The organism is Janthinobacterium sp. JC611, assembly GCF_018682595.1.
Taxonomy (GTDB): Bacteria; Pseudomonadota; Gammaproteobacteria; order Burkholderiales; family Burkholderiaceae_D; genus Janthinobacterium.
Genome location: NZ_JAFLJN010000014.1, coordinates 289,623 through 311,521, shown reverse-complemented (window position 1 = coordinate 311,521; position 21,899 = coordinate 289,623). Strand labels below are relative to the sequence as shown.

The following is a 21,899-nucleotide window of genomic DNA, read 5'->3' as shown; positions in this document are numbered from 1 at the left end:
TGAAAATGCGCGGGCCGGGCATCTTGGTTTTTGTTTTTTTTACTACGATTTACAGTGAAGACGAGCTAGCGCAGCATGGCCGCCCGGGGAAGGCGCGACAATCGTCGGCAGGCGCCACGACCAGGCGGGCGCGAACGGGAGGCAGCATGGGCATCAAGGATTGGCCGGCCGGCGAACGGCCGCGCGAACGCCTGATCGAGGATGGCGCGCAGTCGCTGTCGGACGCGGAATTGCTGGCCGTGTTCCTGCGCACGGGCGTGCGCGGCAAGAGCGCCGTGGAACTGGCGCGCGACACGGTCGAGCACTTCGGCTCCCTGCGGGGCCTGTTCGGCGCCAGCCTCGTGAGTTTTTCCGCCGTACACGGCATGGGCAGCGCCAAGTTTGCCCAGCTGCAAGCGGTGCTGGAACTGGCGCGGCGCGCCATCATCGAGGACTTGCAGGCGGGCCAGGCCCTCAATTCACCGCACGCCGTCAAAGATTATTTGCGCCTGACCCTGGGCCACCTGGCGCATGAAGCATTCCACGTGTTGTTTTTGGACGTCAAGAACCGCCTGATCACGACCCAGGAAATGTTTCGCGGCACCCTCACCCACACCAGCGTGTACCCGCGCGAAGTGGTCAAGCAGGCGCTGCTGCACAACGCGGCCAGCGTCATGCTGGCCCACAACCACCCGTCCGGCGCGCCGGAACCGAGCGAATCGGATTTGTTGCTGACGCGCGCGCTGGTGCAAGCGTTGTCGCTGGTGGACGTGCGCATCCTCGACCATTTCGTCGTGGCCGGGCGGCAAGTGCATTCGTTCGCGGAACATGGCCAGATCTAGGCCTGGGCTGGTAAGGCGACAGTTAACCATGTGTAAACAAGGACATACGTGAACACACCGGCACGCTTATCTAACAGTAAACAGCGCTGTTTACCAGTGCCTTCCCCTATGAGGAAGGGCAAAAGTCAAATTGTTAAATTACTTCAATGCACCTTGACACAATTGTTTTTCGCAAGTCATTGATAAATCGGCTTATTTTGGATATACTCTCGTTTTTCCAATTTGGAATATCTTTAAGGAGTGCGCCATGGCACGTGTTTGCCAAGTCACTGGGAAGAAGCCGATGGTCGGCAACAATGTTTCCCATGCAAACAACAAAACCAAACGTCGTTTTTTGCCTAACTTGCAGAATCGTCGTATTTTTGTTGAATCTGAAAACCGCTGGGTCTCCCTGCGTTTGTCCAACGCCGGTCTGCGCGTCATCGATAAAGTCGGCATCGACGCCGTATTGGTCGATATGCGCGCTCGTGGCGAAAAAGTCTAATTAGCAGAATAAGGGAGCTATCATGGCAAAATCAGGCCGCGACAAAATCAAGTTAGAATCGACCGCCGGTACGGGTCACTTCTACACGACCACCAAAAACAAGCGTACGACGCCTGCGAAAATGGAGATCATGAAATTCGATCCTAAAGCACGCAAGCACGTCACGTACAAAGAAACCAAAATCAAGTAATTGATATTGTGTTCTGCAAAAAGAGCCGCTCCGATGAGCGGTTTTTTTTCGCCCTGATTTTCATCTCGCCGTTCTCCCCTTCTGCCTGGACGAAAAAAAGGCCCTGGAAACCAGGGCCTTGATATGACGCGACAGCTTACTCAGGCATAGCTGCGCAGGCGCAAGGAGAAATCCTGCAGCGACTTGATGCCCGACGCTTCGGCGCGCGCACACCAGTCCTGCAGCTTCTGCAGCAACTGTTCGCGCGTAAAGTGCGAACGCTCCCAGATGGCGCCCAGTTCCACGCGCATGTGGTGCATGGTTTCCAGCGCCTTGCTGTGCTGGAACAGTTCCGACAGCTGCTCGTGGTGCGCATCGGCCAGCTTGGCCGGCTCGCGCTGCATCAGCTTGCGCGACGACTTCAGGAAGCGCTTTTCCAGCTCGGCCTTGTGCTTCAGGTGTTCCAGCTCTTCCTTCCAGGCATGCTTGATCGATTTCGCGTACTTGGCCATCACGTCGTAGCGGTTGGCGATGACGGACTGCAAGGTCTCGAAGTCCGCTTCCACCTTGCCGTGCGAAAACTTCGGTTCCGGCGCCAGCTTTTTCACCTTGGCCAGGCCCAGCATTTCCAGCGCGCGGATATACGCCCAGCCGATATCGATCTCATACCATTTCGACGACAGCTTGGCCGACGTCGCATACGTATGGTGATTGTTGTGCAACTCCTCACCGCCAATCAGGATGCCGAAAGGAATGATGTTGGTGGCCGCGTCGGCGCAGTCGTAGTTGCGGTAGCCCCAGTAGTGGCCGATGCCGTTGATGATGCCGGCCGCCGTGATCGGGATCCACATCATTTGCACGGCCCACACGGAAATGCCGATCACGCCGAACAGGATGAAATTGATAACGAACAGCGATACCACGCCCAGCCAGCTGTATTTGGTGTACAGGTTGCGCTCGATCCAGTCCGTCGGCGTGCCGTGGCCATATTTCGCCATGGTTTCCATGTTCTTCGATTCAGCGCGGTACAGCTCGGCGCCCTCCCAGAACACTTTCTTGATGCCGCGCGTCACGGGGCTGTGCGGATCTTCTTCCGTATCGCACTTGGCATGGTGCTTGCGGTGGATGGCCGCCCACTCCTTGGTGACCTGGCCCGTCGTCAGCCACAACCAGAAACGGAAGAAATGGCTGGGAATCGCATGCAATTCCAGCGCGCGGTGGGCCTGGTGGCGGTGCAGGTAAATCGTGACGCTGGCGATCGTGATGTGCGTGACCACCATGGTGTACAGAAAAATTTGCCATGCAGACAGATCGGTAACACCGGTTGCCATGAACTGCAAAACGTCGTGTAAAACGGAACTCAATGTCATTACTGCTACTCCAAGTGGTCAGGGCGTGCGCACGGTCGCTCCAGTGACTCTGGAGGTCCGGCAGAGTTAAATTTTAGGCGTGATTGTACGCCCTAATGGGTGTTATCAGACAAAATCGGAGGCAGGCAGCGAGGTCAGGGCTGGGTGCCGGATGGCGCGGACTCCCCCTCTGCCGCGCCAGCGAGCGGGGCAGGAGGCGTACCAACAATACGCAATTCGCGTTGCGGAAACGGTACAGTGACCTTATGTTCCTGCAAGGTGCGCCAGATGGCGCGGTTCACATTCGACTTCACGCCACCGGTGCCGTTTTCCGGATCCGCGATCCAGAAGCCGATCTGCACATCGAGGCCGTCGGCGCCAAAACGCACGAGGGTGGCCGATGGCGGATTGCTTTGCGACACACGCGGCACCTTGGCCGTCGCCGCTTCCAGCAAGGGGAAGATGACGTCCAGGTCCGTTTCATAGCCCACCGACACGGCCGTCGACAACCAGACCATGCGGTTGCTCAGCGACATGTTCTGCACGCCGCCGGAAATCAGCATTTCATTCGGCACGATGGATTCAACGCCATCGCCACCCAGTAACACAGTATAGCGCGTATTGATCTGCGTGACCTTGCCCGTGAATTGGCCGACGGTGATCATGTCGCCGATGGTGAGGCTGCGGTCGAGCAGGATGATGAAACCGGAGACAAAATTGGCGGCGATCTTTTGCAGGCCAAAGCCCAGCGCCACGCCGAAGGCGCCGCCAAACACGGACAGCACCGTCAGGTCGATGCCCACCAGCGACAGGCTGACCAGCACGGAGACGAGGATCAGCACGGCGCGCCCCATGCGCGACAGCACCACGCGCAAGGAGGTGTGCAAGCCCTGCATTTTCATCAGGCGCTCGTCGAGCGAGGTGCCGGCCCACATGGCCAGCACCAGCAGCACGGCCACGGAAATCGCGGCTTGCAAGATGGCCGCCACGGACACCTTGTTGCGTCCCAGCGGCACGACGATGCCCTCCAGGAAGGCATGCAGATCCGGCCACAGGCCCGTGATATACAGGGCCATGCCGGCCCACACCACCACCGTGAAGATTTTCTCCAACAGCAACATTGTCGGACTGACCTCGCCGTGGCGGGTAAAGATGCGGCGCAGCACATAAAAGCCGAAGCGCACCAGCGCCATCGAGGTACACAGGGGAATGGCAATGCTGAGCAGGTTCACCGACTGGAACTTGGCCAGGAAATGTTGCGCAATGCCCAGCAGCATGGCCGCCAGCACGGGCGTCAGGATGCGAATGAAGCTGTCCGTGCGCTGCAAGGTCTCCGGCGCGGCCGGCGTGGCCGCCGCTTCCGCCCGGTGGTGCAGGAACAGGCGCAACTGCCGCACCAGCAGCCAGCTCAGGGCCAGGCAAGCGGCGATGACCAGCGCCTGCCACAGGATGGCCGGTTGACGGAAATCGTCGACAAAGTCAGTGATCAGATTCAGCAGTGGGGTTTCATTCATGGCGCAGGTGGTCCGGAAGGTGGGACGGATGGGAGTGCTCCCATGCCGCCAGGCGGGCTGGCGGCATTGCATGGCCACCGCCGCAAGGTGCGGCGGCGGCCGGTGACAGGCTTACTCGGCTGGTTCAGCGTCAACGTCGTCGGCCGGTTTTTCATCGGCGTAGACTTTTTTCGGCATGACCTTGCGTTCGAACACGGCGGCGAAGAAGCCGTCGGTCTGGTGCAAATGCGGCAACAATTTCAGGTAGTCGCCCATTTCCAGCTCGATCTTTTGCTCGGCCAGCACCTTGTGCATCGGCACCAGGGTGAAATCGGGGTTGGTGGCCAGGAATTGCTCGGCAATTTGATCGTTTTCTTCGTTCAGGAAACTGCAGGTGGCGTACACCAGGCGGCCGCCGCCCTTGACGAGGCGCGCCGCGCCGGCCAGGATGGCCGCCTGCTTGGCTTGCAGCTCGACGATGGAATTGGGCTGCTGGCGCCATTTCACGTCCGGATTGCGGCGCAGGGTGCCCAGGCCGCTGCACGGGGCGTCGACCAGCACGCGGTCGATCTTGCCGGCCAGGCGCTTGATCTTGGCATCGCGCTCATGCGCGATCTGCACCGGATGCACGTTCGACAGGCCGCTGCGGGCCATGCGTGGTTTCAGCTTGGCCAGGCGCTTTTCCGACACGTCGAACGCGTACAAACGTCCCGTGTTGCGCATCAGTGCGCCCAATGCGAGAGTCTTGCCGCCCGCGCCGGCACAGAAATCGACCACCATCTCGCCGCGCTTGGCGCCGACGATCTGCGACAGTATCTGGCTGCCTTCATCCTGCACTTCGATGGCGCCGCTCTGGAACAGGGGCAGGTTTTGCAGCGAAGGCTTCTTGATCACGCGCAAACCCAGCGGGGCATACGGCGTCGGCGTGCTGAGGATAGGCGCTTCGGCCAGCGCCAGCATCACGTCTTCCCGCGTGGCCTTGAGCGAGTTGACGCGCAGGTCCAGCGGCGCCGGCGCGTTCAGCGCATCGGCCAGCAGCATGGTTTCCGCCTCGCCGAACTGGGCGATCAGCTTGTCGAACAGCCATTTCGGCATATTGGCGCGCATGTTCGGCGGCATCAGGTTGCGGTCGATCTGCTTGATGCGTTCCAGCCATTCCACTTCTTCTTCCGTCAGGCCGCCCAAGGAGTCCGCGCCGACGGCTTCGGCCAGGCCGAGGATGGTCAGGCGGCGCATGGTCGGGCCATTGCCCGCCTCGGCGAAGTCCGTGAAGAACGATTTATTGCGCAGCACGGCATAGATGCCTTCGGCGATGGCGCCCCGTTCGCGCGAACCGAGGCGCGGATGGTCGCGGAAATAGCGCGACAGGGTGGTGTCGGCCGGGGCCGTGAAACGTAAAATTTCGCGCAATACTTCTTCAGCATTGGCAAGTATCGCTGGTGGCAATCTCATTGTTATTCTTCCTGTAATATTTTATTGAGGGTCCACGCGGACCTGGCCATGCTCGACTGACAGTTTATCGTCAATGAACAGGCGGATGGCGCGCGGGTAAAGCAGATGTTCCTGTACCAGCACGCGCGCCGATAAGCTGTCTTCTGTGTCGCCCGGCAAGACGGGGACTGTCGCGCTCGCCACGGCCGGGCCATGATCGAGCTCGGCAGTCACGAAGTGCACGGTCGCGCCATGTTCCGTCACGCCCGCCTCAAGCGCCTGGCGGTGCGTCGCCATGCCCGGGAACAGCGGCAGCAGCGACGGGTGGATGTTGAGCATGCGCCCCGCGTAATGCTCGACGAAGGGCGGCGTCAGGATACGCATGAAACCGGCCAGCACGACCAGGTCGGGGGCGAAGCCGTCGATCACGGCTTGCAGCGCCGCATCGAACTGTTCGCGGCTGGCATAATCCTTGTTGGCAACGACTGCGGTCGCTATCCCATGTTCCGCGGCAAAAACCAATCCCTGGGCATCGGCCCGGTTACTGATGACGGCGGCAATACGGGCTGGCCATTGCTCGGCTTGCGCCGCGCGCACGACTGCTTCCATGTTGCTGCCGCGTCCGGAAATGAGGATAACGATATTTTTCATAGCGCGCATTGTACCCGCTATGGCGATGCGAATCTAGAAAGGCCGGCATTATTGTTGCGGCGCAACATGAGCGCCGGTGCCCCGCAGCCGCCCGGCGATGCCGATTCTCACCGGCGCCGGAGGCCGGGTTGACGGCGTCGCGGCAAGAGTAAGTGTTTACTCGAACGAATAGAAGACGCGGAACGGGACTTTCTTCTCGGCCCAGTAGTCGGCCGCGTCGCGGAACACGTCGAGCAGGATCTCGCGCGCTTCCTTGTCGAATTTTTGCGTATTTGGCAATTGCTCGAGCACCACCAGGAAACCCGTCTGCGTGCCCGCCTTGAACATGGTGTCCGTCAGACACAGGCGCAGGGCATCGAAATTCTTTGCCAGGTTTTTCGGAAACAGGAATGCTTCTGCAATAATGCCGATGACTTGTTGTTTGGTCTGCCCAGCGTTGCAATGCGCATATAAAAAGTGCTGCCCGAGACGGATCGCCTCGTCTTGTAATTCGGTCACGCGAAAGGCACGGATGGACTGGACAAGGTTGGGCGGCACGGTTAGTAACAAACTCATTTTTCCCTCAAATCGACCTGTTATGTATGGATTGTTCTAGCTGCTCTTCTTATTGCATCCCCGCACGCGGGTCAATGCGCACGCGGTGATTCGATCTGTATCAACTTTTATGCGATTCAGTGCGATTTTATATAAGCCATACGCGTATTAGGGTAACGTGTTGTCCTGCATGAATCAACCCGAATATGATGTCAAACGCAAGATTTGTTACAAACCGCTGGTTTCAAGTCACTTCAACATCTTGTATCGATTGAAAGTGCATGTTACAGACTGTGGGGCAAGGGGCTTGGGCTGTTACATTTTGTTGCCATGCGAAACACTCTCCCCGGTCTGGCGGGATTACTATAGTCCCAAGTTGTAAAAAATACCCTGAAAGATTCTCTAGATAACGAGGTTACAAATGAACTTGCAAGCCAAATTGATGATGTCTGCCCTTTGTATCGGCGCATTGCCACTCGCCCAGGCCGCCGACTTTGAAGATTTTGGCAAGGTCGTGCGCGTCGTGCCGCAAGTGGAACAGATCAACCGTCCACGCCAGGAATGCCGTACGGAATACGTGCAAGTCCAGGCGCCGCCGCAACAGCGCAGCGCTGGCGGCTCCATCGTCGGCGGTATCGCCGGCGCCCTGCTCGGTAGCCAGGTCGGTGGTGGCAATGGCCGCACGGCCGCCGCCGCCGCTGGCGCGATCGCCGGCGCCGTCGTCGGCGACCGGGTCGACAACCAGAACAATTACCAGGGCGGCATGCAGGAACAAGCCGTCAAGCAATGTCGCCAGGTCGACCATTGGGAATCGCGCAACACTGGCTACCAGGTCACCTACGACTACCGCGGCCGCAACTACACGAGCATCATGTCCTACGATCCGGGCGAACGCATCCGCCTGCGTGTTTCCATTGAACCGGCACAGCAATAAGCGTCCCCTACCATGCCAGCCCCAGCGGCTGGCATTTTTTATGGCGCCCCGGCGCGGGCTATAATGCGGCACACTTTCAGGCCGCCTTATGCTTATCAAACGAAAATCCATCGAACAAGTCGAATCCTCGCGCCCCGCGCGCAAGCCCCGCTACGCCCCCGTCACCCTGTCCGAAATGGATGGCGTGCGCTATCTGCATTTCGGCACGGAATGGGTGCAGGGCGCCATGCGCATCCGCAAGCCGGACTGGCCGGAGCTCGAATACGCGCAGCAGATGATGGCGTGGATGTTGTGGATCGAGCAACCGCAACGCCTCGCCCAGCTGGGCCTGGGCACGGCCGCGCTGACCAAGTTCTGCTACCGCCAGTTCCCGCAGGCGCAAGTCGAGGCCATCGAACTGAACCCGTCCGTCATCACCATCTGCGCATCGATGTTCAAGCTGCCGTCCAACGACGAGCGCCTGCACGTGCGCGAGATGGATGCGCTCGACTACGTCAACGACGAGGCCAACCATGGCAGCCTGGACGCCCTGCAAGTGGACCTGTATGACGCCACGGCGCGCGGTCCCGTGCTCGACAGCGCCGATTTCTATACCGCCTGCTGCGCCTGCCTGGCGCCGCACGGCATCATGACGGTCAATCTGTTTGGCGACCACCCCAGCTACGCGAAGAACATCAAGGCGATGAAGTTTGCGTTTGAACAGGTGATCTGCCTGCCGGAAGTCCATGATGGGAACGTGGTGGCGATCGCTTTCAAGACGAAAGTGGCACTCGATGCCGAGGCGCAAGCAGCCCTGCTCGAGCGCGCCAAGCAGATCGTCGCCGAGACCAAGCTGCCCGCCAAGTCCTGGGTCAAGGGCATCGTCAGCACCCTGTAAGCGCCGGCCACCCAGGCAAGGCCGGCAGCCTGGAAAGGCGCCGGCCATGTCCGCTCCCCCTCCTCCCGACACGCCGCTGCAACTGCCGCAACTGCTGGCCTGGCTGCAGGAAGACGGCTTGCTCGACGCCGCGCAAGCGGCCGCCGTGCAGGTCCAGGCCGCCCTGCTGCCGGCGCCCGCCCTGCATCCACTGTGCAGCATCGCCCACGACACGCTGACGCTCGACACCCTGTGCGCCTGGCTGGCGCGGCGGGCCAGCCTGCCCTATCTGCGCATCGATCCCCTGCACATCGATTTCAGCCAGGTGGCCGACGTCATGACGGCCGGCTATGCGGCCCGCTTCAACATCCTGCCCGTGGAAAGCACGCCGGAGCGCATCGTCATCGCCACGGCCCAGCCCTACGCGCTCGCCTGGCGGGCGCAGCTGGGGAATCTTGCGCCGCGCAAGCTGAGCCTGGTCATCGCCAATCCGCTGCACATCGCCGACGCCATCGCGCAATTTTTCAGCCTGGCCAGTTCCGTCAAGGTGGCCCGCCAGGCGTCCACGCAAGACATGGCGCTGCGCCACAATTTCGAGCAACTGGTGGAACTGGGGCGCAACAAGGGCAACCTGGACGCCAACGACCAGCACGTGGTGCGCATCGTCGACTGGCTGTGGCAATACGCGTTTGCCCAGCGCGCTTCCGACATCCACCTGGAACCGAAGCGCGACGCGGGCCTCGTGCGCCTGCGCATCGACGGCCGCCTGCACCAGGCCTACCAGCTGCCGCCCGCCGTCATGCTGGCCATGACGGCGCGCATCAAGTTGCTCGGGCGCATGGACGTGGTGGAAAAGCGCCGCCCCCAGGATGGCCGCATCAAGACGCGCAATGCCCAGGGCCAGGAAGTCGAGCTGCGCCTGTCGACCTTGCCCACGGCCTTCGGCGAAAAGCTCGTCATGCGCATCTTCGACCCGGAAGTGGCCGTCAAGAGCCTGTTTGATCTGGGCTTTCCGCCCGCGGAGGCCGAACGCTGGCGCCAGCTGACGGCGCGCACGCACGGCATCGTGCTGGTGACGGGCCCCACCGGCTCGGGCAAGACCAGCACCCTGTACAGCACCTTGAAGGCGCTGGCCGGCAGCGAAGTCAATGTGTGCACGGTGGAAGACCCCATCGAAATGGTCGAACCGGCCTTCAACCAGATGCAGGTGCAAACCCAGGCCGGCATCGAGCTGTCGTTTGCCGACGGCGTGCGGGCGCTGATGCGGCAAGACCCCGACATCATCATGGTGGGCGAGATCCGCGACCTGGCCACGGCAGAGATGGCCATCCAGGCGGCGCTGACGGGGCACCTGGTGCTGTCGACCCTGCACACCAACGACGCGCCCTCGGCCGTCATGCGCCTGCTGGAACTGGGCCTGCCCGCCTATCTGCTGGAAGCGTGCCTGGCCGGCGTGCTGGCGCAGCGCCTGCTGCGCTGCCTGTGCCCGGACTGCAAGGAGCTGGATACCGCCCCCGGCGCCGGCGTCTGGCAGCGCCTGACGGGCGGTCAGCTGGAACGGCCAGACGTCATGTATCGCCCCGTCGGCTGCGCCCTGTGCCGGCACAGCGGCTACCTGGGGCGCGCCGGCATTTATGAATTGCTCTGCGTGACGGAAGCGTTCGGCCAGCTGGTCAAGGCGGGCGCCGACCTGCACGCGCTGCGCCGCCAGAGCCTGCTCGACGGCATGACGCCGCTGCGCCTCGCCGGCGCGCGCAAGATCATCGATGGCACGACCAGCATCGACGAAGTGCTGAAGCTCACGGCAGCCCTGCCTTAGCGCCTATCCCAGTAGATGAATACATCCCCTGCTGGGATAGGCTCTTAGCTGGCCTGCATTTTCTCGCAGGAATGCTTTGCATTCTTTTTCAACTGATATATAATGCGGCCTCTTTCGGGTCGTTAGCTCAGCTGGTAGAGCAGCGGACTTTTAATCCGTTGGTCGCAGGTTCGAATCCCGCACGGCCTACCACGAATGCGCAGTACCAAAAAGCCAATCCTTCGGGATTGGCTTTTTGCGTTTCCCGCCCCACGGTTATACTGGCCCTTCGTCTTGCCAGTCCTGAAAGAAACGCATGAAACTTGCCTCCGCCCTGTTACTTGCCACCGCGTGCCTGTCCGCCCAAGCGCAATCGCCCATCGTGCTCGACGGCCAGTACAGCGCGCGCACGGACGAGATGAGCCTGGAAATCATCGGCGACCGCGTCTGCTTCGCGCCCGACAAGGCGCAATGGGGGCGCCTGCCCCGCCCCGCCGCCCAGCATGAGATATGGTTTTGCTTTGCCAACGATGGCGAGGCGCGCCGCCTGCTGCGCGTGCCCGCGCGCCAGGCCGACAATTGCGGCTGGCAAGCGCGTGCCCGCATCATCATTGATTCTTATCAACCGTATGTGGAGCAAGGCGACGGCAACGACATGGCGCGCCTGGCATCGGTGGTCAAGGTGGCGCAGCCGAACGCCATCGCCTGCGAATAATCAACCAATCAGCCGAGTTCGTTTTCCTGCAGATAGCGCGCGAACAAGTCGCCATCGGCCAGCGGACACGCAAAGCCCGCGCCCCAGTCGGCCAGCAGCAACTGCTCTTTCAAGGGCAGCAGCATCAGCCCGGGCATGCCGTCGCTGCACCACAGGTCGCACACGATGCCGCTCTCGTCCAGGCCGGCGAATAATGTTTCCGTCTTGTCGCCGCCAAAGGCCAGCACGTTCTTGCATTCCACCCGGTAACTGCCGTAGCCCGTGCACACGGCGTCATACGGCGGCAAGGCGTCCGCCAGCGCCAGCCGTAGCTGGTCCGCCGTGATGCCCAGCGCGCGCAGCGGCGACGGCGGCGCCTCGGGCACGTACATCTGCGTCCAGCCGGCGCCGCTGCGGTGCGCATCGGCGAACGCCTGCTGCTCGCCCATCTGCGTCAAACAGTGCTGCAAGTTATCCAATGGCAACAGTTCGATCATGCAAAAATCGTCTTCGTGGTAATACGCTTCCCGCATGGCTTAATTCTCCAGCAAATCTTTTAGTTGCACATTGCGCCGCGACGTCAGGCGGCCGGCCCACGTTTCGCTCGTGACGGACGGATAGCGCACGGCGCCAAAGTTCATCCAGGCATCGCGGTACGCCAGCCACAGGCGCTGGGTGGCGCGGATGCCATCCTTGCCGACGGCGCCCGCATGGGTTTGCGCCGGCTTTTTCATCAGCTTGCCGTAGATGGCGTTGAGCTCCTTGTCGAGCGCCGCCGCCTGTTCCCTGGACATGCCTGGCGGCAGCTTGCCCGCCTCGACCTCGCGCAGATCCTGCGCCAGCAAGTCGAGCTCGGCCGTGCGGGCGGCGATGCTCAGGGCGGCGCGCGCCGTGCCGCTCAAATCCGTTTCATTGGCCGCGCGCGCATCGGCAAACTTGCTTGCCGCCGCCTGCAGTTTTTGCAGCGACGCTTGCGCCACGGCCGGCATGGCCGCACTCACCTGATCTGTCGCCTGCGCGCGCACGCGCTGCTTTTGCCGCGCATCGATGGCGCTGCACACGCCCATCATGTAGCCGCTGATGATGTCGTCGCACAAATCGATCAGCCCGCGCCCGCTGGCGTTAATCTGCTGCAAATGTTCGATGCGGCCCTGCATCTCGGCCGGCGCCGCATCGATGCTGCATGCATACTTGAGCGCCAGCAACGGGTCCTTCTGCACGCCCTGTCCATTCTGGTACAGCATCATCAAGACGGCGTTATTCTGCGTGGCCATGGCGCAATGGCGCACGGGACGCCAGTCGGCCGGCTTGGGCGAGGACATACTCTTGGTATCGTAATACAGGTCCGTCGCCTGGCACTGCCGCAAGGCCGCCACGGCGGATGGGGCCGGCTGGTCGGCCGGTGGCGGCGCCGCCTCCCTGACCTTCAGGCAGCCCGCATACCAGGCCGTGCTTTCCGCGTGCCCCACGCCCATGGCGCTGGTATTCGGGTACGGTGCGGCGGCGGCGGCAAAACCCGGGTTGGCAAGCAGCGCACACGCTCCCAGCAAGAGCGTTTTCAATAAGGGTAGACAAATTTTCATGTTGAATCGGCGCCAGCGTGAGTAAAGCGGCAAGTTTAACTGATCGGCCAGGCCGCGCCCGCCCGATACACGTCCATCCCGCCCGGTAAGTAACGGTTCATGGCCTTGGCAGCGGGGGAAACGATGGGCAATAATGTTGCCCGCTGTACTTTTTTCACTTCCCGGACCACGCCCATGACCTCACCCCGTCTTCGCCGTTCCCTCGGCTCCCTGCTGATCGCAGCGGCCTGCGCCTCGCTGGCAACGACCGTCCACGCCGCCGATACCAAGGCCATCACCCCGGTTGCCGCCACGCAAACCAACACCAGGCACGCCATCACGCATGAAGACGTGTGGCTGATGAAACGGGTGGGCGCCCCCGTCGCCAGCCCCGATGGGCGTTGGGCCGTGTTCTCCGTGGTCGACAGCGCCTACGACAACAAGGACCAATGGTCGGACCTGTGGATCAAGTCCCTGGGCGACGACAGCCCCGCGCGCCGCCTGACCTATTCCAAGAGCGGCGAAAGCGCCGTGGCCTGGTCGCCGGACAGCCGCCAGCTGGTGTTTGTCGCCAAGCGCGACGGCGATGAAGCGGGCCAGATTTACCGCCTCGACGTGGCCGCCGGCGGCGAAGCGCAACGCCTGACCTCGCTCACCCTCGGTGCACGCATGCCGAAATGGAGCCCGGACGGCAAGCAATTGCTGTTCATCAGCGACATCTATCCAGGCAACAAAACGGAAGCCGACGTCAAGCAGAGCGCGAAAGAGCGCAAGGAGCGCAAATACAGCGCCCGTTCGTATGAAACGACGGCGCCGCGCTACTTCGACAAATGGCTGACCGACAAGCAGGTGCGGTTGTTCATCGTCGACGCGCAACCGGAGGCGACGCCGCGCGACATCCTGTCGGGCACGCAACTGGCCGCCCTGCCGGGCTTTGGCGGCGGCCAGGGCGACGAGGGACAATCCTTGGACGCCGTCTGGACGCCGGACGGCAAGGCCGTCGTCTTCAACGCGGCCAGCAACCGCGACGCGGCCCAGCGCGAAGCCGTCTATTCGCAACTGTATCTGCTGCCCGTGGCGGGCGGCGAAGCGCAGCGCTTGACGCAGGACAAGCATAGCTATGGCAGCCTGAAATTCGCCGCCGACGGCAAGACCCTGTTTGCCTTGAGCGACGCGCAAACGCCGGGCAAGGTGTATGACGTGAAGCGCCTGGCCAGCTTCGCCTGGCCGATGAGCAAGCCTGCGCCAACCATCCTGACGGCCAAGCTGGACCGTTCGATCTCGCGCTTCGTGCTGCCCGAAGACGGCAAGCGCGTCATCTTCAGCTATGAACATGCGGGCCTGGAAAAGCTGTACTCGATCGACGCCAGGGGCGGCGACGTGCGCGAGGAGCCATCCTTGCCAACCGGCACCATCAACTCGCTGAGCAGCGGCGGCAAGGCCCTGGTGGGCGTGTGGGAGTCGTCCATCAATCCGCCGGAAATCTATGCCTTCAACGGCAAGCAGCCGAAGCGCCTGACGGCCTTCAACGCGGACAAGGCAAGCAAGATCGACTGGCAGGCGCCCGAGCACTTCTGGTTCACGACGGCCGACGGCCGCCATATCCACAACATGCTCGTCAAGCCGGCCAACTTCGATCCGAACAAGAAATACCCGCTGTTTACCGTCATCCACGGCGGCGCGGCCAGCATGTGGCGCGACCAGTTCGTGCTGCGCTGGAACTACCATTTATTGGCCAAGCCCGGCTATGTCGTGCTGCTGACCGACTACAAGGGTTCCACTGGTTACGGAGAGGAATTTGCGCGCTCGATTCAATTCGACCCCTTGAAAGGTCCGGGCGACGAAGTCAACCAGGGTGTCGATGAAGCCATCAAGAAATATCCCTTTATCGACGGCACGAAGCTGGCCGCCGGCGGCGCCAGCTATGGCGGCCACTTGGCCAATTGGCTGCAGGCGACCACCACGCGCTACAAGGCCATCGTCTCGCACGCGGGCGAAATGGATTTGATCATGCAATGGGGCACCAGCGATGGCGGTTTCGGCCGTGAAACGAATGCCGGCGGCCCCGTCTGGTCGAACCTGCCCGTGTGGCGCGATCAAAGCCCGGTCATGCAAGCGGGCAACCACGAAAAAGGCACGGGCTTCACCACGCCCATCCTGATCACCGTGGGCGAGCTCGACTACCGCGTGCCGGCCAACAATGCGCTGATGAACTTTGCTGTGCAACAGCGCCTGAACGTGCCGGCAAAACTACTCGTGTTCCCGGACGAAAACCACTGGATCCTGAAGGGCGAGAACAGCCGCTTCTTCTATAGCGAAGTCGAGGGCTGGCTGGCGAAGTATGTGAAATAAGAGCCGCTACCAGAGGAACGTCTGCTGCCGGCAGCGATAAACAGCCAGGTTCCGCATGCGCGGACCTGGCTTTTTTCATGCAAGCAGGGCCTTTGCCGCGGCGGCAAGCGCCACCGGGCTTACTTCACCTTCAAACCATTCTTCACATCCTTCACGCCTTCCACGCCACGGGCCAGGTCGGCGGCTTTTTTCACTTGCGCCTGGGAAGGCACGAAGCCGCTGAGCATGACGACGCCATTCACGGTTTCCACGTGCACGTCGAGCGCTTTCAAGTCATTGTCCTTGACCAGGTCCGCCTTGATCTTGGTGGTGATGACGGAGTCGGCCATGGCCGTCTTCGTGCTGCCGGCCGCATTGCGCGCCACGCAGGCGGCCTTGGCCGTCGCATCCATGGCGTCGCAGTTTTCCTTCATCGTGGCAGGCGGATTTTGCGCCACGTTGGTGCCGGCCCTGGCGCCCGTGTTGGCGTCGGCCAGCGCCGCCGTTTTCGCCGCCTTGGCATCGTTCATGCACGTGGTTTTATCGGCGCCCGTACGGTCGCCGCACTTGGCCTTGGCCAGGTCATACTCGGCATTGGCGACATCCTTGCGGGCCTTGCCCAGCTCGCGCGGCGTGTTGCGGTACTGGGCCACGGCGTCCGACTCGGCCTTGGCGCGCGCCACCTTCGCTTCCTCCACGCAGACTTTTTTCGCGTTGCCGCTGTGGCTGTCGCAGGCGGCCTTGGCCTGCTTGTAGTCGGCCGTCGCCTTGTCCGTCAAACTCTTGTACGAGGCATCCTGCGCATACGCGGGCGTGGCGGCAAGCAGGGCGCTGGCACTGGCGGCCAGCATGAGTGCGATCATTTTGTTCATGGTGGTTCCTCTCTGGTTAGTTGATGCCCAGATTAGACCCCTGCCGCGCGCAAAGCTCCGTGCGACAGCACACGCTGACAGTCCATCCGCGTACAAAATCACGTTTATTTGTCGCCGCTCAAGCCCTTCCGCCACAATACTTGCGCCTGTTCAAATGGTGAAGCGGAGTCATCAAATGCCCCCTCGCCATCGGCCAGCGCCAGCCATGCCTGCGTGGCGTGGGAACCGCCTGCGCCGCCGCCCGCCGCCTCGCCAGCCGCGCGCACGCCGCGCATCCAGGCCAGCACCTGCTGGTACTGCCCGGGGTGGCGCGCATGCATCCACGCCAGGGCCACCAGGTCCGCATAGCCCTCTTCGCGGCGCGTCTCGCGCAACTCCTGCGCCAGCGGTGTCAGCTTGCCGCGCCGCATGCCGCGCGGCTCGACAAAACCACGCGGCAAAGCGTGCCAGTCGCCTTGCGCATAGCGCCGGCAATGGCCGATTTCATGCGCCGTCATCGCTTCGATCATGAGGCCGTGGCGCGCGGGCGGCACGCCCTGCAGGACGGTATCGGCCATGGCATTGCCGCGCAAGGACAGCACCAGCTTGCAGCGCCCTGCCGCGTAGCCCAGCGCCAGCGGCACGGCGCCGGGCGCATCCTGCGGCTGCACGATGATGTCGATGGGCAAGTCCTGCGTGCGCGCGTAATCGATGACGGGTTTTCCCGCCTGCAGCCAGCGGCTTTCCAGATCGGTGAGCTGAGCATGCGCCATGGTGGGCGCGGCCATAAGAAAACTCAACAGCGAAAACAGTCTCAACATGGGATCAACGGGAAGAAAGAATGTCACCACTGCAGAGTAAGCGGTGAAAATATTTCCACAAGAAAAAACTGGCAACTTTTCAGAAAAAAAGCCGAAAAAAAACCGGTACGCGAGGCACCGGTTTTTCAGACTGACAATAGTTAAGGTCGAGTTATTTCTTCGTCGCCTGGTCCAGCGCGCGGGCCGTGACGAATTCCGGGCGGATATCGTTGGGCACGGCCTTCATCTTGTCGAGCGCCACCTGTACTTCCGGGCGGATCACCACGTACTTGGCCATCATCGCTTGCGCGCGCGCATAGTCGCCCGTCGCCTCGATGGTCAAGAATTCACGGTCCAGGTCGATCACGGCCTGCTTGATCTTGGCAAAATCGACGCCGAACTTGCCATCGCCCAGCGAGACAAAGCCGCCCTTGTCGAGGATGTAATTCATCTGGATGGCCATGCCGCGCGCATGCGAATCCGTCAGGCCGAAATGCAACGTGCGGAAACCGGAGGCAAGGAAAGTGTTGTACAGCTTGCGCTCGGCCGCCTCGCCCTGGCCCAGGGTGTCGTTGAGCTGCCCCTTGTCCATCATGTAGCGCAGCGCGAACAGGCCCGTGATGTCGGCCTTGGCTTCTTCGATGGTCGAGTAGGCTTCCTTCAAGTCCTGGCGCGGTGTCGATGGCTTGCCGTCGACGGTGGTGGCGTGCGGGCCCAGGCCGTGCATGATTTCATGCGCGAGGATGTGCGTGAAGAAGGAATTGAAATCGACGTCCTGCTGCGCTTCGGGCGTGAGCACCAGTGTCGAGATCGGCGTCAGGGTGGCCTTGAACTTGGCTTCCTGCACGTTTTTCAGCATCACGCGCTTGGAGCCGCGCGCGCTGATGATGCGCTCGTCATTGGGCAGGTTGTAGGCGGCCGTCTGCACGGCCATGTTGCCGTCGCCAGCGCCGTACACCTGGTTGACCACCACCATCGGCGCCAGCGCGCCCACTTTCGGGTTGCGGTACTGGGCGTCGAGCGGCAGGTTGTCTTCCAGCTCCTGCATGTGCCTGGCGAAGAAGTTCAGCTTCTGCGTTTCCGCCTGGTCGCGGATGTTCACATAGGCTTCAAACGCGGCCTTGTAGCCGAACAGCTCGTCGTTGTACGTCTCGTACGGGCCGATGGTGATATCGACGGGCGAGTCGAGGTCCATCCAGGCAAAATCGGACGGTAAATAGTCGTTGTCGAGGAAAGCCTTGGCGCGCAGGGTCAAGAATTTCTTCAGCGATGCGTTGTCCGTGGCGGCGGCCGCCTCGTCGAGCAGCTTAGCCAGTTGCTTGAGTTCCACCTTGTACTCGTCCGAGTATTTGACCGTCTGGTATTTGCCGTCCTTGCCCGTGCGAATGGTCGTGAAGAACCATTGCGCCTGCTGCTTGTCTTCTGGCGACAAGCCATGCATCCACGTTTCCAGGCTGGCCTTGGTGGCGCCCTGCGGATAGAAATTGCCCGCTTCCGGCTTGTGCGCGGGAATGGCGATGCCGGCATAGCTGGCCGGCATGAACGAGGCGTGCGCGTCGAGCACCGACCATGGACCCTTGTTGATCCAGAAATAGTTCAAACGGGCCTGGCCCAGCTTTGACTTGTCCTTCTTCAAGGCGGCCCACAGCGCTTCATTGCCGGACCAGCGCTGGCGCAGCTGCAGCACGTCGACCAGCTTGGCCGCCTCGACCAGCTTGGCGATGGCCTGGCGGTCGCCCGCGGACAGGTGCGTGACGTCGGCGGTCAGCGCAACGGGCGCGTAGCGGGCGCTCATGGCGGTCAGTTGCTCGGCGGTGGCCGGCGTGGCCACTTGTGGCGCGGCGCAGGCGCTGCCGACGGCGGCGGCCATCAGCAGGGGAATCAGGATGTTTTTCATGGAGGTCTCGGTTAAGTTTGGGGTCAGACCCGGCGGGTCAGACCCCGAGTGTGCCAAATTGTAATCCACCACCGACCCCGCCTGCAGAGCTGGCTTACCAGACCTTGTACACCTGCCCCGTCTGCGCCCCTTCCACGCTGCGGCTGTAGGCCAGGGCCACGCGGCTGGCGGCGGCCGGCTCGAAGCCGTAGAAGAAGGGGCCATACGCGTCCAGCGACTCGGCCAGCACCGTGGGGCTGACGACATTGATGCGCACGCCGCGCTGCAGCTCGATGGCGGCGCCCCGCACGAAGCCTTCCACGGCCGCATTCGTCATGCTGGCGGCCGCGCCGAAGCGGATCGGCTGCTCGGCCACGATGCCGCTCGTGAGCGTGATCGAACCGCCGTCGTTCACGTATTCCTGCGCCACCAGCGCCACGTTGACCTGGCCCATCAGCTTGCTGTCCAGGCCCAGCCGGAATTGCTCGGGCGTGAATTCGGCCAGGGGACCGAAATGCAGCTTGCCGGCCGTGACGACGACGGCGTCGACCTTGCCGATGCGCTTGAACAGGGCGCGCACTTGCGCGATGTCGCCCATGTCGGCCTGGTGCGTGCCGCTGCGGCTGCCCACTTCGATGATGTCGTGGCGTTGCGCCAGTTGGGCCGCGACGGCCGTGCCGATGGTGCCGCTGGCGCCGATGATGACGATTTTCATGATGCTTCCTTGTCTGGGGTTGAACGATGGAGCCAGTATGCGCCGCTTACAAAAAGGAATAAATACGCTAGAATTTACAAGATTACCAACCCACAGTTTGCAATCGAGACGCCATGGATAAATTGCGCAGCATGGAAATCTTTGTCGCCGTCGTCGATGCGGGCAGTTTCACGGCCGCCGCCGAGGCGTTCCAGATTTCGCCCGTTATGGTGGGCAAGCACATCAAATACCTGGAAGAGCGGCTGGGCGCGCGGCTGCTGGCGCGCACCACGCGGCGGCAAAGCCTGACGGAAATCGGCCAGCAATACGTGGAACAGTGCCGCCAGATCCTGGCCAGCATCCATGCGGCCGAACGGGGCGCGGAAGCCATGCGCACGGCGCCGCGCGGCAAGCTGAAGATCACGGCGCCCGTGTCGTTCGGCAGCGAGTGCATCGCGCCGCTGCTGGCCGACTACCTCGACGCGTATCCGGAAGTGAGCCTGGAATTGAACCTGAACGACAGGACGGTGGACCTGGTGGAAGAAGGATTCGATGCGGCCATCCGCATCGGCAAGCTGGAAGATTCCGCCATGGTGGCGCGCGCGCTGCGGCCGTATGCGATGGTGATGTGCGCCGCGCCCGCCTACCTGGCCAGACACGGCACGCCGCGCACGCCGGCCGACCTGGCGCGCCACGAATGCCTCGATTTCATGCAGTGGACGCGCCATGTGCGCTGGCGCCTGGCCAGGAGCGACGACGACGACGGCAGCCCCGTGCGCGAGAGCCGCTTCCGCTCGAACAATGGGCAGGCCTTGCGCGTGGCGGCCCTGCACGGCTTCGGCATCGTCATGCAGGCGGAAATCCTGATGGCCGGCGATATCGCCGCCGGCAGGCTGGTGCCGCTGCTGGCCGACTACGTGCCGGCGCCGCGCCCCATGCACCTCGTGTATGCGCGCGACCGCCAGCCCACGCCGAAGCTGACGACCTTCATCGACTTTCTGCTGGAACGCTACGGGCCGGCGGCGACACCGCCACCGGCCACGCTCACGTAACCGGGAAGCTTAGTTCACCTTTGCGGCGGGCGCCGACGCCAGCTTGGCCAGCTCGCCGTCCGGCTGCCAGCCGGCGCCCAGGGAACGGGCCACGGCCACCGTCGCCAGCAGGCGCTGGGTCTTGATCTGCGCGGCGGCGCGGTCCGCCGCCAGCGAGCTGCGCTGGGCATCCGTGACGTCCAGGTAGGTCGAGATGCCGCGCTCGTAGCGCGTGCGCGCCACCAGGTAGGCGCGCGCGGCGGCCGCCTGCGACAGGGCTTGTGCATCGCCCTGCAGCTGGCGCTGCTCCACGTCGGACAAGGCGTCTTCCACTTCGCGCAAGGCCGTCAAGAGCTTCGTCTCGTGGTTCGCCACGGCTTCCGCATAGCGCGCCTTGGACAGATCCAGGTTGGCCTGGTTGCGGCCGCCGTCGAAGATGGGCAGGGACAGGGCCAGCGGGCCAAAACTGAACTGGCGCGAGCCGCCCTGCGCCAGGTCGCGCAGCTTTTCCGACGCGTAGCCGAAATTGCCCGTCAATTGCAGCGACGGGTAAAACGCGCCTTCGGCCACGCCCACTTGCGCATTCGCCGCGCGCAGGTTCGCCACGCTGGAGACGAGGTCCGGGCGGTGCGCCAGCAGGCTGGCCGGCAAGCCGACGGGAATGGCGGGCGGCAACGGCAAGGCCGATGGCTGGGCGGCCACCGGCAGCTGCAGCGCCGACGGCGGCTTGCCCGTCAGGGTGGCCAGGCTGTTTTCCAGCTGGTTGCGCTGGCGCTTGACTTCATGCAGGTCGGCTTGCGCGTTCGACAGTTCGACTTTCGCGCGCGCCAGGTCCAGCTCATTCGTCAGGCCCGCGTTGAAGCGCGCCTCGACCAGCTGCGCCGACTCGCGGCGCGTATCCAGGGCGCCGTTCAGGATCGCCATTTCCGCGTCCAGGCCGCGCAGCTGCCAGTAGTTGCTGGCCACCTGCGCCGACAGCATCAGCAGCACGCCGTCGCGGTCGGCCTGCGCCGCCAGCGCCTGCGAGTCCGCCGCTTCAACCATGCGTTTCACGCGGCCCAGCAAGTCGACTTCATACGACAGCGAGCCGCCGACGGAAAAATTGTTGCCGCTGATGGAGCGGTTGCCCAGGGCCAGGCCCTGCGAGGTGTTGGCCGAGGTGCGCGAGTTCGAGATGCCCGTGCTGACGTTCACGCTCGGCCCCTGGTTGGCGCGCGCCGTGCCGCTTTGCGCCAGCGCCTGCAGCAAGCGCTCGCCGGCCGCTTTCACGCCGGGATTGTCCTGCAGCGCGCTGCGTTCGAGGCGGTCCAGGGTGGCGTCGCCGTAGATGCTCCACCACTCTTTCGGCAGTTGCGCGGCATCGGCCGCGGCCGCGCCGTGGCGGAAGGAGGCGTTGTCGATGCCGGCCACGTTCGCCGGGGCGGTGAAATCGTGGCCCACGGTGCCGCAGGCGGACAGCGCCACGGCAAGCGAGGCGGCCAGCGCGATTTTCGTCAAAACTGTTTGCATGATGTATACCTTCTTGTTCTTTAAGGGCTCG

At 62.8% G+C, this 21,899-nt stretch carries 21 protein-coding genes and 1 tRNA gene; 10 read left to right on the top strand and 12 right to left on the bottom strand.

What is annotated here, in order from left to right; translation table 11 throughout:
- Nucleotides 1–146: 146 nt before the first annotated feature.
- The 3 genes from radC (at nucleotide 147) to rpmG (ending at nucleotide 1,495) form a co-directional block, all read left to right on the top strand.
- The gene (gene radC / locus J0O65_RS10660) at nucleotides 147–821 is read left to right on the top strand and encodes a RadC family protein (protein ID WP_152250350.1); all 675 of its coding nucleotides are present in this window, start codon (nucleotides 147–149) and stop codon (nucleotides 819–821) included.
- Between the two features lie 247 nt (nucleotides 822–1,068).
- Nucleotides 1,069–1,305, top strand: coding sequence for a 50S ribosomal protein L28 (gene rpmB, locus J0O65_RS10655; protein WP_010400928.1), 237 nt, complete (start codon nucleotides 1,069–1,071; stop codon nucleotides 1,303–1,305).
- A 22-nt stretch (nucleotides 1,306–1,327) separates the two neighbouring features.
- Nucleotides 1,328–1,495: a 50S ribosomal protein L33 gene (rpmG, locus tag J0O65_RS10650; protein WP_010400929.1), complete on the top strand. Its 168-nt coding sequence runs from the start codon at nucleotides 1,328–1,330 to the stop codon at nucleotides 1,493–1,495.
- A 140-nt stretch (nucleotides 1,496–1,635) separates the two neighbouring features.
- On the opposite strand, the gene J0O65_RS10645 is transcribed toward rpmG, so the two are convergent.
- The 5 genes from J0O65_RS10645 to J0O65_RS10625 form a co-directional block, all read right to left on the bottom strand.
- The gene (locus tag J0O65_RS10645; RefSeq protein WP_502793554.1) at nucleotides 1,636–2,805 is read right to left on the bottom strand and encodes a DesA family fatty acid desaturase; all 1,170 of its coding nucleotides are present in this window, start codon (nucleotides 2,803–2,805) and stop codon (nucleotides 1,636–1,638) included.
- 173 nt (nucleotides 2,806–2,978) lie between these two features.
- Complete coding sequence (locus J0O65_RS10640; protein ID WP_215406548.1) at nucleotides 2,979–4,337, bottom strand: mechanosensitive ion channel family protein; 1,359 nt, start codon at nucleotides 4,335–4,337, stop codon at nucleotides 2,979–2,981.
- A gap of 111 nt (nucleotides 4,338–4,448) precedes the next feature.
- Nucleotides 4,449–5,768, bottom strand: a complete 1,320-nt coding sequence (locus J0O65_RS10635; protein WP_215406547.1) for an RsmB/NOP family class I SAM-dependent RNA methyltransferase — start codon at nucleotides 5,766–5,768, stop codon at nucleotides 4,449–4,451.
- Nucleotides 5,769–5,789: 21 nt separating this feature from the next.
- Nucleotides 5,790–6,398 carry a phosphoribosylglycinamide formyltransferase gene (purN, locus tag J0O65_RS10630; protein WP_076568208.1) on the bottom strand — a complete coding sequence of 203 codons (609 nt, stop codon included), beginning with the start codon at nucleotides 6,396–6,398 and terminating at the stop codon, nucleotides 5,790–5,792.
- Between the two features lie 156 nt (nucleotides 6,399–6,554).
- Nucleotides 6,555–6,953, bottom strand: coding sequence for a barstar family protein (locus tag J0O65_RS10625; RefSeq protein WP_034747450.1), 399 nt, complete (start codon nucleotides 6,951–6,953; stop codon nucleotides 6,555–6,557).
- A gap of 400 nt (nucleotides 6,954–7,353) precedes the next feature.
- On the opposite strand from J0O65_RS10625, the gene J0O65_RS10620 reads away from it, so the two are divergent.
- The 5 genes from J0O65_RS10620 to J0O65_RS10600 all read left to right on the top strand — a co-directional run bounded on the left by J0O65_RS10620 (nucleotide 7,354) and on the right by J0O65_RS10600 (nucleotide 11,235).
- Entirely contained in the window at nucleotides 7,354–7,866 is a 513-nt protein-coding gene (locus J0O65_RS10620; RefSeq protein ID WP_215406546.1) for a glycine zipper 2TM domain-containing protein, read from the top strand.
- Nucleotides 7,867–7,954: 88 nt separating this feature from the next.
- Nucleotides 7,955–8,743, top strand: a complete 789-nt coding sequence (locus J0O65_RS10615) for a class I SAM-dependent methyltransferase (protein WP_215406545.1) — start codon at nucleotides 7,955–7,957, stop codon at nucleotides 8,741–8,743.
- A gap of 46 nt (nucleotides 8,744–8,789) precedes the next feature.
- Complete coding sequence (locus J0O65_RS10610) at nucleotides 8,790–10,541, top strand: GspE/PulE family protein (protein WP_215406543.1); 1,752 nt, start codon at nucleotides 8,790–8,792, stop codon at nucleotides 10,539–10,541.
- A gap of 116 nt (nucleotides 10,542–10,657) precedes the next feature.
- Nucleotides 10,658–10,733: transfer RNA gene (locus J0O65_RS10605), tRNA-Lys, on the top strand.
- Between the two features lie 103 nt (nucleotides 10,734–10,836).
- Nucleotides 10,837–11,235 carry a hypothetical protein gene (locus tag J0O65_RS10600; protein WP_215406541.1) on the top strand — a complete coding sequence of 133 codons (399 nt, stop codon included), beginning with the start codon at nucleotides 10,837–10,839 and terminating at the stop codon, nucleotides 11,233–11,235.
- An 8-nt stretch (nucleotides 11,236–11,243) separates the two neighbouring features.
- On the opposite strand, the gene J0O65_RS10595 is transcribed toward J0O65_RS10600, so the two are convergent.
- Both J0O65_RS10595 and J0O65_RS10590 read right to left on the bottom strand, forming a co-directional pair.
- Nucleotides 11,244–11,747, bottom strand: coding sequence for a hypothetical protein (locus J0O65_RS10595; RefSeq protein WP_215406540.1), 504 nt, complete (start codon nucleotides 11,745–11,747; stop codon nucleotides 11,244–11,246).
- A 3-nt stretch (nucleotides 11,748–11,750) separates the two neighbouring features.
- Complete coding sequence (locus J0O65_RS10590) at nucleotides 11,751–12,797, bottom strand: lysozyme inhibitor LprI family protein (RefSeq protein WP_215406539.1); 1,047 nt, start codon at nucleotides 12,795–12,797, stop codon at nucleotides 11,751–11,753.
- A gap of 174 nt (nucleotides 12,798–12,971) precedes the next feature.
- Here J0O65_RS10590 and J0O65_RS10585 point away from each other — a divergent pair, with 174 nt between their 5' ends.
- Nucleotides 12,972–15,128, top strand: a complete 2,157-nt coding sequence (locus J0O65_RS10585; protein WP_215406538.1) for an alpha/beta hydrolase family protein — start codon at nucleotides 12,972–12,974, stop codon at nucleotides 15,126–15,128.
- Between the two features lie 119 nt (nucleotides 15,129–15,247).
- Here the strand turns inward: J0O65_RS10585 and J0O65_RS10580 are convergent, their stop codons facing one another.
- The 4 genes from J0O65_RS10580 to J0O65_RS10565 form a co-directional block, all read right to left on the bottom strand.
- Nucleotides 15,248–15,979: a BON domain-containing protein gene (locus J0O65_RS10580; protein WP_215406537.1), complete on the bottom strand. Its 732-nt coding sequence runs from the start codon at nucleotides 15,977–15,979 to the stop codon at nucleotides 15,248–15,250.
- A 104-nt stretch (nucleotides 15,980–16,083) separates the two neighbouring features.
- Complete coding sequence (locus tag J0O65_RS10575) at nucleotides 16,084–16,746, bottom strand: hypothetical protein (RefSeq protein ID WP_251373645.1); 663 nt, start codon at nucleotides 16,744–16,746, stop codon at nucleotides 16,084–16,086.
- Nucleotides 16,747–16,930: 184 nt separating this feature from the next.
- The gene (locus J0O65_RS10570) at nucleotides 16,931–18,655 is read right to left on the bottom strand and encodes a dipeptidyl-peptidase 3 family protein (RefSeq protein WP_215406535.1); all 1,725 of its coding nucleotides are present in this window, start codon (nucleotides 18,653–18,655) and stop codon (nucleotides 16,931–16,933) included.
- A gap of 94 nt (nucleotides 18,656–18,749) precedes the next feature.
- Nucleotides 18,750–19,349: a short chain dehydrogenase gene (locus J0O65_RS10565; RefSeq protein ID WP_215406533.1), complete on the bottom strand. Its 600-nt coding sequence runs from the start codon at nucleotides 19,347–19,349 to the stop codon at nucleotides 18,750–18,752.
- A 113-nt stretch (nucleotides 19,350–19,462) separates the two neighbouring features.
- Here J0O65_RS10565 and J0O65_RS10560 point away from each other — a divergent pair, with 113 nt between their 5' ends.
- Nucleotides 19,463–20,380: a LysR family transcriptional regulator gene (locus J0O65_RS10560; RefSeq protein ID WP_215406531.1), complete on the top strand. Its 918-nt coding sequence runs from the start codon at nucleotides 19,463–19,465 to the stop codon at nucleotides 20,378–20,380.
- 9 nt (nucleotides 20,381–20,389) lie between these two features.
- On the opposite strand, the gene J0O65_RS10555 is transcribed toward J0O65_RS10560, so the two are convergent.
- Nucleotides 20,390–21,868, bottom strand: a complete 1,479-nt coding sequence (locus J0O65_RS10555) for an efflux transporter outer membrane subunit (RefSeq protein ID WP_251373644.1) — start codon at nucleotides 21,866–21,868, stop codon at nucleotides 20,390–20,392.
- Nucleotides 21,869–21,899 lie beyond the last annotated feature (31 nt).

Coding starts and splice junctions, on each gene's coding strand:
- radC (WP_152250350.1), top strand. CDS start 147: ATGGGCATCAAGGATTGGCCGGCCGGCGAACGGCCGCGCGAACGCCTG.
- rpmB (WP_010400928.1), top strand. CDS start 1,069: ATGGCACGTGTTTGCCAAGTCACTGGGAAGAAGCCGATGGTCGGCAAC.
- rpmG (WP_010400929.1), top strand. CDS start 1,328: ATGGCAAAATCAGGCCGCGACAAAATCAAGTTAGAATCGACCGCCGGT.
- J0O65_RS10645 (WP_502793554.1), bottom strand. CDS start 2,805: ATGGCAACCGGTGTTACCGATCTGTCTGCATGGCAAATTTTTCTGTAC.
- J0O65_RS10640 (WP_215406548.1), bottom strand. CDS start 4,337: ATGAATGAAACCCCACTGCTGAATCTGATCACTGACTTTGTCGACGAT.
- J0O65_RS10635 (WP_215406547.1), bottom strand. CDS start 5,768: ATGAGATTGCCACCAGCGATACTTGCCAATGCTGAAGAAGTATTGCGC.
- purN (WP_076568208.1), bottom strand. CDS start 6,398: ATGAAAAATATCGTTATCCTCATTTCCGGACGCGGCAGCAACATGGAA.
- J0O65_RS10625 (WP_034747450.1), bottom strand. CDS start 6,953: ATGAGTTTGTTACTAACCGTGCCGCCCAACCTTGTCCAGTCCATCCGT.
- J0O65_RS10620 (WP_215406546.1), top strand. CDS start 7,354: ATGAACTTGCAAGCCAAATTGATGATGTCTGCCCTTTGTATCGGCGCA.
- J0O65_RS10615 (WP_215406545.1), top strand. CDS start 7,955: ATGCTTATCAAACGAAAATCCATCGAACAAGTCGAATCCTCGCGCCCC.
- J0O65_RS10610 (WP_215406543.1), top strand. CDS start 8,790: ATGTCCGCTCCCCCTCCTCCCGACACGCCGCTGCAACTGCCGCAACTG.
- J0O65_RS10600 (WP_215406541.1), top strand. CDS start 10,837: ATGAAACTTGCCTCCGCCCTGTTACTTGCCACCGCGTGCCTGTCCGCC.
- J0O65_RS10595 (WP_215406540.1), bottom strand. CDS start 11,747: ATGCGGGAAGCGTATTACCACGAAGACGATTTTTGCATGATCGAACTG.
- J0O65_RS10590 (WP_215406539.1), bottom strand. CDS start 12,797: ATGAAAATTTGTCTACCCTTATTGAAAACGCTCTTGCTGGGAGCGTGT.
- J0O65_RS10585 (WP_215406538.1), top strand. CDS start 12,972: ATGACCTCACCCCGTCTTCGCCGTTCCCTCGGCTCCCTGCTGATCGCA.
- J0O65_RS10580 (WP_215406537.1), bottom strand. CDS start 15,979: ATGAACAAAATGATCGCACTCATGCTGGCCGCCAGTGCCAGCGCCCTG.
- J0O65_RS10575 (WP_251373645.1), bottom strand. CDS start 16,746: ATGGCCGCGCCCACCATGGCGCATGCTCAGCTCACCGATCTGGAAAGC.
- J0O65_RS10570 (WP_215406535.1), bottom strand. CDS start 18,655: ATGAAAAACATCCTGATTCCCCTGCTGATGGCCGCCGCCGTCGGCAGC.
- J0O65_RS10565 (WP_215406533.1), bottom strand. CDS start 19,349: ATGAAAATCGTCATCATCGGCGCCAGCGGCACCATCGGCACGGCCGTC.
- J0O65_RS10560 (WP_215406531.1), top strand. CDS start 19,463: ATGGATAAATTGCGCAGCATGGAAATCTTTGTCGCCGTCGTCGATGCG.
- J0O65_RS10555 (WP_251373644.1), bottom strand. CDS start 21,868: ATGCAAACAGTTTTGACGAAAATCGCGCTGGCCGCCTCGCTTGCCGTG.